General features: G+C 70.1%; 14 protein-coding genes and 1 pseudogene. 7 read left to right on the forward strand and 8 right to left on the reverse strand.

What is annotated here, in order from left to right; all coding sequences use genetic code 11:
* Nucleotides 1–39: 39 nt before the first annotated feature.
* The 4 genes and pseudogenes from OG276_RS34920 to OG276_RS34935 form a co-directional block, all read right to left on the reverse strand.
* Nucleotides 40–270 (reverse strand): UBP-type zinc finger domain-containing protein, encoded by a 231-nt coding sequence (locus OG276_RS34920; RefSeq protein ID WP_323182418.1) that lies wholly within the window; start codon nucleotides 268–270, stop codon nucleotides 40–42.
* 194 nt (nucleotides 271–464) lie between these two features.
* Complete coding sequence (locus OG276_RS34925) at nucleotides 465–1,205, reverse strand: SDR family oxidoreductase (RefSeq protein ID WP_323182393.1); 741 nt, start codon at nucleotides 1,203–1,205, stop codon at nucleotides 465–467.
* A 27-nt stretch (nucleotides 1,206–1,232) separates the two neighbouring features.
* On the reverse strand, nucleotides 1,233–1,412 hold the full coding sequence (locus OG276_RS34930; RefSeq protein WP_266911653.1) for a hypothetical protein: 180 nt from the start codon (nucleotides 1,410–1,412) through the stop codon (nucleotides 1,233–1,235).
* A 281-nt stretch (nucleotides 1,413–1,693) separates the two neighbouring features.
* Nucleotides 1,694–1,876, reverse strand: a pseudogene (locus tag OG276_RS34935) (hypothetical protein); the annotation flags it as partial.
* A gap of 137 nt (nucleotides 1,877–2,013) precedes the next feature.
* Here OG276_RS34935 and OG276_RS34940 point away from each other — a divergent pair.
* Nucleotides 2,014–2,637, forward strand: a complete 624-nt coding sequence (locus OG276_RS34940; protein WP_266911655.1) for a GPP34 family phosphoprotein — start codon at nucleotides 2,014–2,016, stop codon at nucleotides 2,635–2,637.
* Between the two features lie 90 nt (nucleotides 2,638–2,727).
* Here the strand turns inward: OG276_RS34940 and OG276_RS34945 are convergent, their stop codons facing one another.
* Both OG276_RS34945 and OG276_RS34950 read right to left on the reverse strand, forming a co-directional pair.
* The gene (locus OG276_RS34945) at nucleotides 2,728–3,117 is read right to left on the reverse strand and encodes an ATP-binding protein (RefSeq protein WP_266911657.1); all 390 of its coding nucleotides are present in this window, start codon (nucleotides 3,115–3,117) and stop codon (nucleotides 2,728–2,730) included.
* Between the two features lie 184 nt (nucleotides 3,118–3,301).
* Nucleotides 3,302–3,475, reverse strand: coding sequence for a hypothetical protein (locus OG276_RS34950; protein WP_266911659.1), 174 nt, complete (start codon nucleotides 3,473–3,475; stop codon nucleotides 3,302–3,304).
* Nucleotides 3,476–3,763: 288 nt separating this feature from the next.
* Between OG276_RS34950 and OG276_RS34955 the strand changes: the two genes are divergently transcribed.
* The 3 genes from OG276_RS34955 (at nucleotide 3,764) to OG276_RS34965 (ending at nucleotide 4,956) form a co-directional block, all read left to right on the forward strand.
* Nucleotides 3,764–4,327 carry a hypothetical protein gene (locus OG276_RS34955; protein WP_266911661.1) on the forward strand — a complete coding sequence of 188 codons (564 nt, stop codon included), beginning with the start codon at nucleotides 3,764–3,766 and terminating at the stop codon, nucleotides 4,325–4,327.
* The gene (locus OG276_RS34960; protein WP_266911663.1) at nucleotides 4,324–4,650 is read left to right on the forward strand and encodes a GNAT family N-acetyltransferase; all 327 of its coding nucleotides are present in this window, start codon (nucleotides 4,324–4,326) and stop codon (nucleotides 4,648–4,650) included. The genes OG276_RS34955 and OG276_RS34960 overlap by 4 nt, the downstream gene beginning before the upstream one ends.
* Before the next feature lie 165 nt (nucleotides 4,651–4,815).
* Complete coding sequence (locus tag OG276_RS34965; RefSeq protein ID WP_266911665.1) at nucleotides 4,816–4,956, forward strand: hypothetical protein; 141 nt, start codon at nucleotides 4,816–4,818, stop codon at nucleotides 4,954–4,956.
* Nucleotides 4,957–4,963: 7 nt separating this feature from the next.
* Here the strand turns inward: OG276_RS34965 and OG276_RS34970 are convergent, their stop codons facing one another.
* Nucleotides 4,964–6,757 carry a cellulase family glycosylhydrolase gene (locus OG276_RS34970; RefSeq protein ID WP_266913378.1) on the reverse strand — a complete coding sequence of 598 codons (1,794 nt, stop codon included), beginning with the start codon at nucleotides 6,755–6,757 and terminating at the stop codon, nucleotides 4,964–4,966.
* Nucleotides 6,758–6,912: 155 nt separating this feature from the next.
* Nucleotides 6,913–7,395: a hypothetical protein gene (locus tag OG276_RS34975; RefSeq protein WP_266911667.1), complete on the reverse strand. Its 483-nt coding sequence runs from the start codon at nucleotides 7,393–7,395 to the stop codon at nucleotides 6,913–6,915.
* 536 nt (nucleotides 7,396–7,931) lie between these two features.
* On the opposite strand from OG276_RS34975, the gene OG276_RS34980 reads away from it, so the two are divergent.
* The 3 genes from OG276_RS34980 to OG276_RS34990 all read left to right on the forward strand — a co-directional run bounded on the left by OG276_RS34980 (nucleotide 7,932) and on the right by OG276_RS34990 (nucleotide 13,255).
* Nucleotides 7,932–8,867, forward strand: coding sequence for a terpene synthase family protein (locus OG276_RS34980; protein ID WP_266911669.1), 936 nt, complete (start codon nucleotides 7,932–7,934; stop codon nucleotides 8,865–8,867).
* Between the two features lie 14 nt (nucleotides 8,868–8,881).
* The gene (locus OG276_RS34985) at nucleotides 8,882–10,285 is read left to right on the forward strand and encodes a cytochrome P450 (RefSeq protein ID WP_266911671.1); all 1,404 of its coding nucleotides are present in this window, start codon (nucleotides 8,882–8,884) and stop codon (nucleotides 10,283–10,285) included.
* Between the two features lie 69 nt (nucleotides 10,286–10,354).
* Complete coding sequence (locus tag OG276_RS34990; RefSeq protein WP_266911673.1) at nucleotides 10,355–13,255, forward strand: AAA family ATPase; 2,901 nt, start codon at nucleotides 10,355–10,357, stop codon at nucleotides 13,253–13,255.
* Nucleotides 13,256–13,337 lie beyond the last annotated feature (82 nt).

Here is a 13,337-nt window from a genome sequence, read left to right on the forward strand (position 1 = left end):
GGTCGTCGGCCGGCAAAGCTGTGGGGGAACCGGCCACTGCTATCCCCCGGGCACGTGAACGAGGAAGACCTCGTCCACGAAACACCACGCCCAGGCCTCGTCGGGATCCATCGACAGGACCACGGGGTGTCCCGTCTGCGCATGATGGGCGTACGCGTGGCGCCCTCGCGAACTGTCGCAGCATCCAACGTGCCTGCACGTCGCACACCACCGCAGCCGGGCCCAAGTCCACCCGCGTTCGCGGCACTCCGCACACACTCCCACAGGTATCGCCGGCCGGCTGGGCAGCGCGGCGAGGTGGGAACACGTACGTTCTTCGAGACGGCCGCCGTCAGGCGATACCGCCCATGAGGAGAGTGGTCGTCGCAGACTCTCGCGGTCGGCGCCGATGTGATCCAACTCGTTTCCTTTCCTCTCCTCGGCCCACGGGGGCACAGGCTGGCTGAGCGTGTTCACCGCGGCCCTCAGGCTCTTGCTCCGCGGTCGGCTGCTTCCGCGAGTTGGCCGACCATCGCATGGACGGCCGCACCGGGGTCGGCTCCCGTCGGCAGGGCAGGCGCGCTCCCTGTCACCGGCCTGTCCGAGAAACCGGTTTCCAGGTGCGGGAGCCGGAAATCGAGCACCTGTAGACGCCGTGCGCGCCCTTCACGCGCCACGACACCGAGCCAACAACTCAAAGCGGTCTTGGACGCCGCGTAATCGGCCGTTCCCAGCATCGGCCGGTCCACGATCGCGCCCGTCGCGGCGGCCAGGAAGCCTCCCTCCGCCACGCAGGCAACCGCCCCGCGCAACACCGCTGCGGGGCACAGGAAATTCACGCTGAACACATGCTCGGCCACCGCATCAGGTACGTCCTCGGCCCGCCCGAAACCGGCTACCCCCACCAAAACGAGCACCCCGTTCAGCGCACCCAACTCTTGCAGGGCCCAAGGCGCGAGAGCGGCGCAGCCGTCGAGGTCATATGCGTCGATCAACCGAGCGGGACCGCCGAGAGCCTCGGAGCAGGCGGCCAATCGCTGCTCATTCCTCCCTGCCAGGGCTAGGAGGGCACCCCGGGCGTGGAGCTCTTGAGCAGCGAGGTGGCCGAGCGCCCCTGTGGCGCCCACGACCAACAGCCGTGCTCCCTCAATCCCCTTAGCGGTCATGGCCGTACCAAGGGGCCTTTGCGCGCCCCGGCCTCCCGGGCAGCCCATTCGCGCCGGCATGCCCAGCGAGTCCGATGCCGCACGCGATCACAACCCGGCGATCCGGGCTGCGAAGAAGCCCGCCACCAGGACTGCGCCGAAGGCTATCAATCCCAAGAACAGCCAGGGGTGCTCCCAGAGGCCACCGTCTGGCCGCTCTTGATGCGCCTCGGCGGTGCAGCCTTCACCTGATGGGGTTTCCTCCGGCGTGACACCGTACGAGTTCATGGTGCCTCCTCGACTCAGTGCTTTCCTTCGCCCCTTCCATATTTCTGCGACGGTCCGCCTCGCGCCTCTCGCATCGTTTGTGCACCGTCTGGCGAGGTGAGCCGTAGATCGGACGGTCGTTTCCAGCGACGGCGGGGCGGACGGTCGAAAGCGCGCCCGGGGGCCTGAGACCCGACCCGGCAGCCAGCCTTCGCGACGCACGCCTACGCCTGCGCTCCGGTACGGCGACGGCCGGGTAGATCTGGGCGAAGGCCCGAATCAACGGACAGCCTGAGTCCGGTGTACGGGGCTTCAGGGTCGCGGCGCCGTTGCACGAGAGGGACGAGCAGGGCGATGCCGACGAGCATGGCGAGGAGTTCGGCCTGCCACACGAGTGTGTTGCCGGTGGGCTGGGTGTGGTCGAAGGCGGCGATCCAGGTGTTTGCCCAGGCTTCCCACGGTGTGTGGAAGTCCCGGTACCGGCCGCTACCTGGCGAGCGAGTACAGCATGGAGCCGGTGCGCCCGTGGTGCGAGGGGAACGAGGGAGTCCTCGCGGGCGTTGGTGTGAGGGTGGGAGCCGCACCGGGGGTCCTATTTCCGAAGGTTTCGAGGGGAGCGCTCATGAGCACGGCGAAAGACTTGTTCCTCATCGCCATGGACGAACGGCCCGGGGTCGGCGTCGGGCAGGGTGACTTGTCGCTCGCGCTCGCGGGCGCCGAACTGATCGATCTCCTCGCGGTGCAGGCCGCTTCTCTGGACGGCGACTCCATCGTGCCGGGCGGTCCGTGCGAGCCGCATGACGAACTCGTGGCCGAGGCGTCGGAGGCGCTCATTCGGCAGGCGCCCTACGAGGGGGTCGAAGACTGGTTGTGGCGCCGTGGCCGCGAGCTGTCCACGGCCTACCAGACCGCCCTCGAAGCGGCCGGCCAGCTGACACGGGGACGGCGCGCCCTGCTGCCCTTCGGAAACGACCGCCTGGAAGTCGCCGAGACGCCCGTTCGGCGCCGGGCCCGAAGCAGGTGGGAGGCGGGTGAGCCCACTCTCGTCGCCCTCGCCTCGGTCGTGGGTATCGAGGCGAGCCGCTCCGAGGACGGAGGCGAGCGCGCGAACGAGCCGGTCGTCGAGGACGAAGCGGTGACCACCGTGCTGGCGATCGTCAGCGATGCGGTGACGGAGCTCGAAGCCGTGAGACAGCGGCGTTCCATCGAGAACGCGGCCTTCGCCAATGTCTGGCGTGTCCCGTAGGCATACGCCCCGGCCCGGTGCCATCCAGGGAGCTGTCCGATGTGACCGATCCCTGGATGGCAGGGCTTCGCGTACGGCGGCGCCGTGGTGCTACCGGTCGAGGAGGGCGCTGACGGTCTTGCCGCCGGTCGGGTGGCGGGTGACGGCGGTGGCGCGGGCGAGGTGGTTGACCATGGGCCAGCCGAATCCTCCGGCCCCACCGTTCAGATCAGGGCAGCGCATGCGCGGGGCCCGCGGACTGTCGTCGTGGACGGCGACCTCGACGGCGCCAGGGTGCGCGGTCAGGTCCAGGGTGCAAGTGCCACCGCCGTGCCGCAGGGCGTTCGTGACGAGCTCGGAGACGACCAGGATCACGGTGTCAGCTGCTTCGGCTGCGATCACCGGCAGGAGGTCGTGCAGGAAGTGGCGGGTGGTTTTGCGTGCGCCGGCGACCGATGCCGTGGCGCAGGCGGGTGCGACGGTGATGCGCATCGTGTTCATCGGGTCTCCCGGGTCGTTGGTCGTCGCTGCGCGCGGTCCAGTGGGCGCTCGGCCGGTTCCCGGGGGACCGCGGGAACCAGGCCGGCGCTGACCGCGCCGCGGCCTGATCCCTCGTTGGGGGCGGCTGTTGAGCGGCACCACGTTCGAGGGCGCTCGCCGGAGCCGGGCGGCCGTACCGGAGCTGCTACTGGTGGGGTACGTGGTTCAGCCGAGGGGTCCGGGTACGGCGATGGGCTGCCGGCCCCCGGCGCCGCCGGCCGGGGAAGGGGTTGCGTCGTGCGGGGACGCTGGGGGCCAGGGCGAGGAGGGCGATGACCGCGAAGGCCGCGCCGATGATGATCAAGGTGATGAGGGTCATGTTCCTGCCTTCCGTCGGCTTCTGACTGCCTGTAGCTACTTGGTGTTACCGAATCCCGGACAACTAAACACGCTGGGTGATGTTTGGGTGGGGGAGGCGGGGCATACGCCGTGGCGGAACGCTTCCTACTGCTTGGAGTGATGACCATGTCCGGTGACGAGAAGACTCAGGCCAAGGGCGACGCCCGCCAGGCCAAGGAGAAGATCAAGGACGTCTTCAAGGACTGACCAGCACACCGCGGTGTTACGGGGGGCAGGCCCGGACCAGGGTCTGCCCCTTTCCGTTTCCGTGCGACCACCTCGGTGCTGCCTCCTGAGCGCGGCGCGCGGGGCCGACGGACCGGCGCTGCTGGAGGTGACCACACACCGGGACCTCGCCCACCTCTCCCGCCTCGACGACCTCGGTACGGAGCGCTGGGACGCGCTGTTCGGACCGCGCGGCTTCTACTCGGCGAGCCCGTGGCTCCGCCACGCGCAGGCCACGGCCGCCACCGCGCCGTACTACTTCACCGCAGCCGACGGACCCGAATGGGTCGGCGCCCTGCCCGCCTACCAGCTGGAACAGGACACCCCCTACGTCTTCTGCAGTCCTGGCACGGTGGTCGACTTCCTGTACCGGCAGGCCACCGGGGACGACGCCCTGTGGGCGGCGGGATTGATGCCGGCCCTGGCCTGTGGCGGCCGCAACCCCTCCCACACCAAGGCAGGCGTGGCCGCAGGGCTCGGCCCGCGCCGGCAGCGCGAAGCGGTGGAGGCGGTCGTCGAGGCGGCGGAACGGCAGGCATGGGCGACGGGGATGGAGTCGGTCTCCTTTCTCTACGTCGACGAGGACGACGAAGTGCGGCCCGGGTGACCACCGCCCACCGCGACGGTGCGCTGATCGGTTTCGTCCTCACCTTCACGCACGGCGGCGAGATGTACGCACGGCAGGCGGGCTTCGACTACGAGGCGCAGGGGAAGCTCCCGGTCTACTTCGGGCTGGTCTACTACGAGCTCCTGCGCATCGCGCTCGCCGAAGGGATATCCCACCTCCACTACTCCACGGGATCCGACCGCGTGAAACTCTCCCGCGGCTGCACCCCCCGGCGCCAGTACGCCTACCTCAAGGCCCGCCGCCCCGAGCAGGCGGAACACCTGGCCCGCCTCGCCCGGCTCGCCGGCCCCGGGCACGACTGAGCCCGGGGCCCGGGGCCCCGATTCGTTGTGGCGGATGCCGTCCCCCCAAGCCGGGGCCGGCGTCCGCCCCGAGACCGCTCGTCGGGCTGCCTCAGGGGAGTCGGGCTGCCTCATCGGACAGGGGAGTGCTCCGGGACCGCCCCCGCATACGGCTCCCGCGGCACGGTGCAGCAGACGTACAAGGCGGCCTTGAACGGCTACGCCGTCAGCCTCTCCGACATGGTCGCGTACGCCTGCACGGCGGTCCGTGAGGCGGCCCGGGACGGCGCCGAGCGCCACCACCGGAACCCGCTCCCCACCGTGTGACCCCGGGCTATCCGAGGCCGGCCGCTGCCGCCCATCGGCCGAGTTCCTGCTGTACGGCCGTACGCTGCCCGGCCGTCGCCGGGGCCGCGCTGATCAGCGCGAAGTGCAGGCCTTCGGCGGCGCCGGACAGGAGGATGCGGCGGGCGTTCGTGCCGCCGGGCTCGGGGGCGATGGCGATGGCTCCGGTGGTTCCGGGGCCGGTGACCGTGCCGAGGTCCGAGACGACCGTGGTCGTGGCGGGATCGAAGCCGGCGGGCAGGTGCAGTTCCGTCGGCGCGCTCGCGTTCCCGCCGCGCCACACCAGTACTCCGTACGGCAGCTCGGAGCCGGTCAAGCGCGCCAACTCCGGCATGCCGGCGGGTATCTGGCTCCAGGTGACAGTGGTACCGGCGTCGCGCGAGCGGTCCTCGTAGAGGAAGGCGAGCGTGTGGCCGGCGACCGCGGTCGGGTACAGCCGGTCCAGGAGTCGCGCGTCCTGACGCAGCACCGGGGTGCCGCTGTCGTCGAGGCGTACGGCGGACAGGTCCTCGTCGTTCCAGGCGTCGCCCGTGGTCCGGATCTTGCCCGGGTTGTCGTTCATCGCCTCGTGGTGGCGGCCGCTGTAGATGTCCCACTGCCACTGGTTCGCGGACAGGACGGGTCCGGCCGCGGCCGGGTTCTGCCACCAGGCACGGCCGCCGAGTCCGCTGTCGAGCGCCTGGTACTGGCCCTTGCCCACGGACGGGGCCTTGTCGGACGAGGTGCCGGTCAGTGGATGGCCGAACTCGCTGACGATGGCCGGGGAATCGAGAGCGGTGGACTTGTTGCGCACGGAGTTGAAGTCCGCGGTGTACGCGCCGTCCTTGGCCTTGGACAGGTTGAAGAAGCCGGACATCCGCGCCTGGTCGTAGAAGTGCGTGTTGAACACGTACCGCGGCCCCAGGGTTCCGACGCCGCCGAGGCCACCGGTCTGCTTCATGAAGGCGAGGTTGGAGTTCCAGAACATGTTCGGCTCGACGAGGGCGGGTTTGCCCTGCCAGCCCGCCGCGTCCATGCGCGCCCGAAACTTCTCGTAGAACGGCCAGAGGCGTCCCTGCTCCCAAGCGGCGCCGTCCTCGCCGCTCGCGTACTGCCCCGCGTAGGGCTCGTTGTACGGGTCGAACCCGGCGACCGCGGCGAACTCCGTGGCGTCGAGATGAGCCGCGAGGTACGTCATGGTCGCCTGGGCGGTGTCTAGGAAGGCGTCCTGGATGCCGTTCCGGTTGATCCAGAAGTCGCGCATGGCGCTCTTGACCGTCTGGTTCTGGGTGATGTTCTGGCCCCAGTGGGCGCAGATCCCGCAGAACTCCCTCGGGTAGCCGCCCGCCTGGACCACCCAGCGCGGTGCGCCGTCGCCCGAGTACCAGCTGTCCTTGTCGAAGACGTACCGCGAGAAGAGGTCCTGGTGGAAATCGGGGTACACGCGCAGCCCGACGGCCAGGAACTCCCGCATCTGCGCCGTCGCCCGGCTCAGGTAGACCTCGTCGACCTGCCCCCGGGCCGGCTCGGCCGCTGCCCACGACAGGAGGAAGCGGACGGAGTTCGCTCCGCCCAGCTCGCGCAGGGCCCGTGCCGACTTCCGTGCGTCCTCGACGCTCGCGAAGGGCAGCCCGCCGTTCTCGGCCAGCTTGGTCTCGCCGGAGACGTTGAACCCGCGCAGGACCACCTCGCGCCCGTAGCCGTCGACGAAGTGCGTTCCGCTGACGGTCACTTCGGCCGCCCGTGCGTCGTACGGGACGGACCCGGCGGCGTGCGCCGGGGCTCCCGCGTACAGAGAGGACATGGCGAGGACGGCGAGTGCCGCACCCCACGCCCGTCGGCCGGAGCCGTACGGCTGACGCTTCGCCTGGGTCATCATGGGCCGTACTGTCATTGGTATCTGATGAACCGTCAATCACTTGGGCGCGCTGACCGCGCTGGAGGCCTCCGGGGGTCCCGTCAGGGAGATGGGGAGTCGGTCGTGCGGGCGATGCCGTCGGGGCGGCCGTCGATCCACGCGTGTCGCGCCGCGTCGCGAGCGGCGGGGGGACCGCCGGGGGGACCGCCGGGGTGTCGGTTACGGGTGCGGACGTTCTCCACGACCGCCCAGCCCCTGCCGCCGTCGAAGGTTCTGAACTCGACCAGGTGGTGGTCGAGGTGTCCAGTGATCATCACTGCCATGAGGGACAGGTACTCTCCCCGGAGGTCGGGGGTGAGCTCGCCCTCCTGCGGCCCTCCCAGGAGGACCTGCTGTTCCTCGGCCAGGAGCGTGCAAGTGGTCTGGACGGCTCGGACGAGTGCCTCGAACCGCTCCCCGCCCAACCGCGTCCGTAAGAACTCCAGATGGGCGCCGAGGACGTCGGCCTCCCGGCCGCCTTCCGACCCACCGGGATCCTCCTGCGCTCCAGGTCCTCCAGGGTCCGGCGGATGGTTCTCGGTCATGCTTCCGCCCTTCCCCCAACGGCCGCTGCCCTGTGCAGTGTAGGCAGGGGCCCGCGCTCCGACGGCGCTCTTCGGCCACCCGGCCGGCCCCGGCAGCCTTCTGCGCGGCGTCCCTGCCCAGGCGCCCCGAACGCAATCGACTATGCCAATTGCACATTCAAAAGGAATGCGATTTCGGCAATTCCGGGATGGATTACCCGCGTTCACTCTCCCAACGTTGACAGCGTGCTGCGCCTTGAGGGTAAATGAGTTCACAGGTGGCCTGATGTGGTCGCAGGTAGGCTGGATCAGGCCACTCCGTGACCGGTTCATTCCACCCGTCACCTGGTGTGGCCGTGGCGATGTCGCAGTAGAGGGGTGTTTGGGTCGCGGGTGTACAGCGTGGTCGTGTAGTGAGCGGGTATTGACGCATCCGATTCTTCCGTGGGGGATCAATGGCCCAGCTCAGTTCTTTTTCCGTCCCCGAGTTCCACCTTCCGTTCGGAAACTCCAAGCATCCCGGGGCCGCCCGGGCGAACGCCGAGGCGACCTCGTGGGTGTTGCAGCACGAGCTCGTGACCGCGGCAGCCGAGCAGTTCTCGGGCATCGGCGTGGGCCACCTGGCCGGCCGGGTGAGCGGTGACGTCCCCTACGAGCGGGTCCTCTTGCTCGCCGAGTGGATGGCCTGGTCGTTCGTCCTGGACGACCAGCACGACCACCTCATCAGGGCGGGAGAGGTCGCGGCCTGGCGGCCCGTCACCGACGCGATCACCGGCTATCTGCGAACGGGGCGGATCGAGACGTCGGCAGCGGGCCGAAATCCGTTGGTGACGGGATTCGTCGACCTGTGCGACCGGATCCTGGCCGGCATGTCCGAGGGGACCGCGGCCCGGTACCGCACCCATGTCCCCCTCATGCTGCACTCCTTGGACCAAGAGGCGGGCAACCGCGCCGCCGCGCAGCGCCCGGGGGTCCAGGAGTACGTCCTCATGCGCCGCCACAGCTCCCAGATCCTTCCGATGATGGACATGGTGGAGGCCGGGCTCGGGATCGACCTCCCCCAGAACGTCCACGACCTCCCCGAGTTCCAAGCCCTCGCCGCGAGCGTGCTCGACGTCATCTCGTGGGGCAACGACGTGTTCTCCCTGCCGAAGGAGCACGCCTGTGGGGACACCAACAACCTCGTCTCCCTCGTCTCCTTTTGGGAGAGGTGCTCCCTCCCTGACGCCGTCCAGGCGGTCGAGGGACGCATTCAGGAGCGCATCGAGCAGTATCTGACCGAAGAACAACGTCTGATTCAGGCCGTCAACGCGCTCCCCGGGACGGAACCGTCGCTGGTTGACGCCGTCTCCCGCTGCGTGCGCAGTTACGAGGACTGGATGATCGGCGCCGATCTGTGGCAGCGTTACGAGTGCACGCGGTACAGCGACGAACGGTTCGCGGCCGGACTGGAGTCTGCGTACACCCGCCCGGATCTTGTCTCCGCGGCGTGACGGAAAGTCAGTTCATGGCAACTGAAGCGCATTCCGGTCCCGAGGTCCATGCTCCGGTCGCCCCAGGGCGGTTACCGCTCTTGGGCCACGCACTGCAACTGTGGCGCCGGCCGATCGCGTTCCTGGAGTCGCTCCGGGAACACGGCGACATCGTACGGCTCGACATCGGCACCTGGCCCGTCCACGTCCTGACGAGCCCGGAGCACGTCCACTCCGTACTGGTCCAGCAGGCGCAGCAGTTCGGCCGGGGCAGGATCTTCGACAGGCTCCGCCCGGTGTTCGGCAACGGGATCGTGACCACCGACGGCGATTTTCATCGCAAGCAGCGCCGGATGATGCAACCCGCCTTCCACCGCAACCACATCGCCGAGTACGCCGAGGTGATGTGCCGGCGGGCGGAGGCGATGTCCGCGTCGTGGACGGCCGGCCGTGAGATCTCCATGGTCACGGAGGCGCGCGGCTACGCGATGTCTTCGGTCGCCGAGATGATCTTCTCGGGGGAACTGAGCCGGCCCGCCGTCGACGAGGTGCACCGCTCGCTGCCCATCGTCCTGGAGGGCATGCTCGTGCGGGCGGTCATGCCCAAGTCGCTGGACCGGCTGCCCATTCCGTACAACCGGCGGTTCGACGGCGCGGCCGCCCGGCTGCGCCGGACCATCGACGAGGTGATCGAGCAGTACCGCGCCGAGGAGCCGGCCGAGCGGGGTGACCGCCACGACCTGCTCTCCTTGCTGATGGCGGGCGTGGACTCCGAGACCGGCTCGACGATGGATGCCGAGCAGGTGCGGGACGAGGTCATCGCCATCATGCTCGCCGGCACCGAGACCTCCGCGACCACCCTGTCCTGGATCTTCCACGAGATCGGCCGGCACCCCGAGGTGGAGGCGCGCATCCACGCCGAAGTCGACTCGGTGGTGGGGTCCAGGCCCGTGCGTCCCGAAGACATACCCGCGCTGACGTACACGCACGACGTCTTCCAGGAGGCCCTGCGCCTGCATTCCCCCTTGCTCTTCACCCGCAGGGCCCTGGCCCCCCTCACCCTCGGCGGAATCTCGATCCCGGCCGGCGCGGAACTGGCCTACAGCCCGTACGCGTTGCACCGGGACCCCGTGCTTTTCCCCGACCCCGGCGTCTTCGACCCGGACCGCTGGCAGAAGGGGGCGAAGGAGCGGTCCCGTACTCACAGTTACGTTCCGTTCGGGGCCGGCCAGCACAAGTGCATCGGCGATTCCTTCGCGGTGGCGGAGATCCTGACCGCGGTGGCGACCGTCGCCTCGCGATGGCACCTGAAGCCCGCCCCGGGCATCACCGTGCGCGAGCTTCCCGCAGGGATCCCGCAGCCCAGCGAACTGCCGATGATTCCCGTGGCGCGGAAGATACAACACTCTTCTCATACGAGTGAGGAGATACCGCAATAGTGTGCTGAAACAACATCAACTCCTCCTCCGGCCCGTACACTCTGCCGCACGTGCTAGAGGGGGCAAAGGATGTCGCAGGTCACGGAACCGAGAAGCTGGAACACTCAGCCCCTGCTGGAGCGGGAGGCGGAAGTCCGCGCGATCCAGCGCGCGGTGGACGTACTCTGCGGCATCTCGGGCAACGGCCCGGCCAACCGCAGCGGCGGTGTTCTGACCTTCGCCGGGTCGGCCGGCATAGGAAAGACCACCCTGCTGAACGAGGCCCGCCGCCACGCCGCCGACCGCTCCTGCACCGTGCTCTTCGCGCGCGGCGGCGAGCAGGAGCGGCAGGTTCCGTTCCACGTGATGCGCCAGCTCATCCAGCCGGCCCTCGCCGCCATGAGCGAGGACGAACGGCGCGACGCGCTCGGCAACTGGTACGGCATCATCGCCCCCGCGCTCGGGCTGACCGCCGCCCCGAAGGGGCCGACGGGGCCCGACCCGCAGGGCGTGCGCGACGGACTCGACTGGGTGGTCACGCACCTGGCGGTACGCAACGCCCCCGTCGTGCTGATCGTCGACGACGCGCACTGGGCGGACGCGGAGTCCCTGAGCTGGCTCACCTCCTTCGCGGCGCGCGCCGAGGAACTGGCCATGCTGATCTTGGTGGCCTGCCGGCCCGACGAGATCCCCGCCGACGCCGGCGCGCTGCGCGCCCTCATGGGACGCCAGGGGGCGCGCCCGCACGAGCTGGCACCCCTGACCACGAGCGCCGTCGCGCGCATCGTGCGTGACGCCCTCGGCGAGAACGCGGACAACGTGTTCTGCCGCGAATGCTGGGCGATCACCGGCGGAAACCCCTTCGAGGTGGTCGAGCTGGTCATGAAGGGCCGCGACCGCGGGATGAAGCCGTACCAGGGCAACATCCCCCAACTGCGCGACCTGGCTTCCGCGGTCAAGGGCAGCGGCCTGATCGACCGGCTCGAACAGCTCGGCCCGTCCACCGTCCGGCTCGCATGGGCCGCCGCCGTGCTCGGCACCGCGGTCCCCCTCGGCATCGTCGCCGGCGTGGCCGCCCTCGGTGAGGCGCAGGCCGCCGAAGCCATCGACCGGCTGCGGGCCGCACGCATCCTGACCGTCCTCACGGGCGTACGGCGCAAGGAAGTCGTGGAGTTCTTCCACCCGCTCATCGCCACCGCCGTGTACCGCTCGATTCCGCCCGGTGTACGCGTGGGCATGCACGGGATGGCCGCCCAGGCCGTGATCGACGACGGGCAGGGTTCCGCGGCCGCCGCCCGCCACCTGCTGGAGATGCACCCCGAGGGCGACCCGTGGGTCGTACAGCAGCTGCGCCAGGCGGCGCGAGAGAGCTTCTCCGCGGGTGCTCCTGATGCCGCGCGCCGCTACCTGGCACGTGCCCTGCGCGAGCCCCCGGAGGTGGAGGACCGCGCCGAGGTCCTGTTCGAACTCGGATCCGCCAACCTCCTGCACGAGCCCGCGACGACGATCAACCAGCTCAGGGCCGCGCTGGAGGAGCCCAAGACCGACCAGGCCCTGCGCGAGGCGATCACGTACCGGCTCGCCCAGGCACTCGGCCACACGGGTCAGCTGGGTCTGGCGGCGGGGCTCCTCGCGGACGAGGCCCGGCGTGCCACGAGCTCCCGTACGCGGCTGCGCATGCAGGCCGAGCAGTTCAAATGGAACGCTGTCAGGTTCGACGAGGAGAACTCGCCCGCTCGTTCCCGGCTCCTCGCCCAGTTCGCCAAGCGGCTCACCGGTCGGGGTCTGCCCGAGCGGCACATCCTCGGTCTGCGGGCCTGGGACGCCGCGATGCGCGGCGAGCCCGCCTCCACCGCCCTGGAGTACGCGGAGCAGGCGCTCGACGGGGGCATGAGCTGGACCGACCAGGACTTCGGTTTCGAGGTGCCCGCCGTCCTCGCGGTCACGCTCATGTACTGCGACCAGCCCGGCCGGGCCGAGGACCTCTTCAACACGGCGATCGTCGAGTTCGAGGGGAAGGGCTGGCGCGGCGCACACCTGTCGTTCGTCTACACCCTGCTCGGCTACGTCCGCTACCGGCGCGGGCAGCTCGCCGAGGCCGAGGACTTCGTACGCAACGGCCTGCAGATCGCCGACCGCGTCGGCACCGGGATCCCGGCGCAGTGGTACGCGATCGGTACCCTCATCGAGACCCTGCTCGCCCGGGGGAACACCGCCGAGGCCCAGCGCATCGCCAAGGCCTACAAGCTGGCCGACGGCTTCCCGCAGGCCGTGGTCTATCCCGATCCGCAGGCCGTGTGGGGCAAACTGCTCCTGGCCCAGGGCAGGATCGAGGAGGCGGAGCACCACCTCACCGCAGCCGGCCGGCGCCTGGATCTGCGCGGAACGCGCAATCCCTCGTGGAGCCCCTGGCAGCTGGACTTGGCGCTCGCGCAGGCAACGCACGCGCCCGAGCAGGCACGGGCCACGGCGGCCGAAGCGGTCGCACGGGCCCGCGCGTTCGGGACGTCCAGCGTGATCGGACACGCCCTGCGCGTCGCGGCCGCGGCCACGGACCCGTCCCAGGCGGCGGGCCTGCTGCAGGAGGCGGTGGAGCACCTCGAACAGTCTCCGGCCGCCTGCGAACTCGCGCACGCGCTCATCGACCACGGCATGGCCCTGCACGCCATCGGCGCCCCGCACCTGGCGGCCCAACAGACCTACCGGGGCATGGAGGTGGCCGCCGACTGCGGCGCCGAAGGGCTCGTGAGCCGGGCCAGGACCCAGCTGGCCTCGGCAGGTCTGCGGCCTCGCCGGTTGCGCACCTCCGAGCAGGACACCTTGACCGTCGCCGAGCTCACGGCTGCCCGCCACGCCTCGGACGGGATGGACAACAGGGCGATCGCCGCGGCGATGCACACCAACGCCCAAGCGGTGTCCGAGCTGTTGTCCGCGGTCTTCACGAAACTGGGCACCGACCGGCTCGGACTGCACCGGGCGCTCGGAGCCTGATCGCACGGCCGGCCCGGCGGGGAGCCCGGGCCGGCGTCGGTGTCCCCGGTGCGGACCGGCGGCCGTCTGCACGTGAATCCCG

Source organism: Streptomyces sp. NBC_00086, from assembly GCF_026343255.1.
Lineage (GTDB): Bacteria > Actinomycetota > Actinomycetes > Streptomycetales > Streptomycetaceae > Streptomyces.

Excerpts from the sequence above, each read along its gene's own strand:
- OG276_RS34940 (WP_266911655.1), top strand. The coding sequence starts at position 2,014 with ATGAGCACGGCGAAAGACTTGTTCCTCATCGCCATGGACGAACGGCCC.
- OG276_RS34950 (WP_266911659.1), bottom strand. The coding sequence starts at position 3,475 with ATGACCCTCATCACCTTGATCATCATCGGCGCGGCCTTCGCGGTCATC.
- OG276_RS34970 (WP_266913378.1), bottom strand. The coding sequence starts at position 6,757 with ATGTCCTCTCTGTACGCGGGAGCCCCGGCGCACGCCGCCGGGTCCGTC.
- OG276_RS34925 (WP_323182393.1), bottom strand. The coding sequence starts at position 1,205 with ATGCCGGCGCGAATGGGCTGCCCGGGAGGCCGGGGCGCGCAAAGGCCC.
- OG276_RS34985 (WP_266911671.1), top strand. The coding sequence starts at position 8,882 with ATGGCAACTGAAGCGCATTCCGGTCCCGAGGTCCATGCTCCGGTCGCC.
- OG276_RS34930 (WP_266911653.1), bottom strand. The coding sequence starts at position 1,412 with ATGAACTCGTACGGTGTCACGCCGGAGGAAACCCCATCAGGTGAAGGC.
- OG276_RS34975 (WP_266911667.1), bottom strand. The coding sequence starts at position 7,395 with ATGACCGAGAACCATCCGCCGGACCCTGGAGGACCTGGAGCGCAGGAG.
- OG276_RS34945 (WP_266911657.1), bottom strand. The coding sequence starts at position 3,117 with ATGAACACGATGCGCATCACCGTCGCACCCGCCTGCGCCACGGCATCG.
- OG276_RS34990 (WP_266911673.1), top strand. The coding sequence starts at position 10,355 with ATGTCGCAGGTCACGGAACCGAGAAGCTGGAACACTCAGCCCCTGCTG.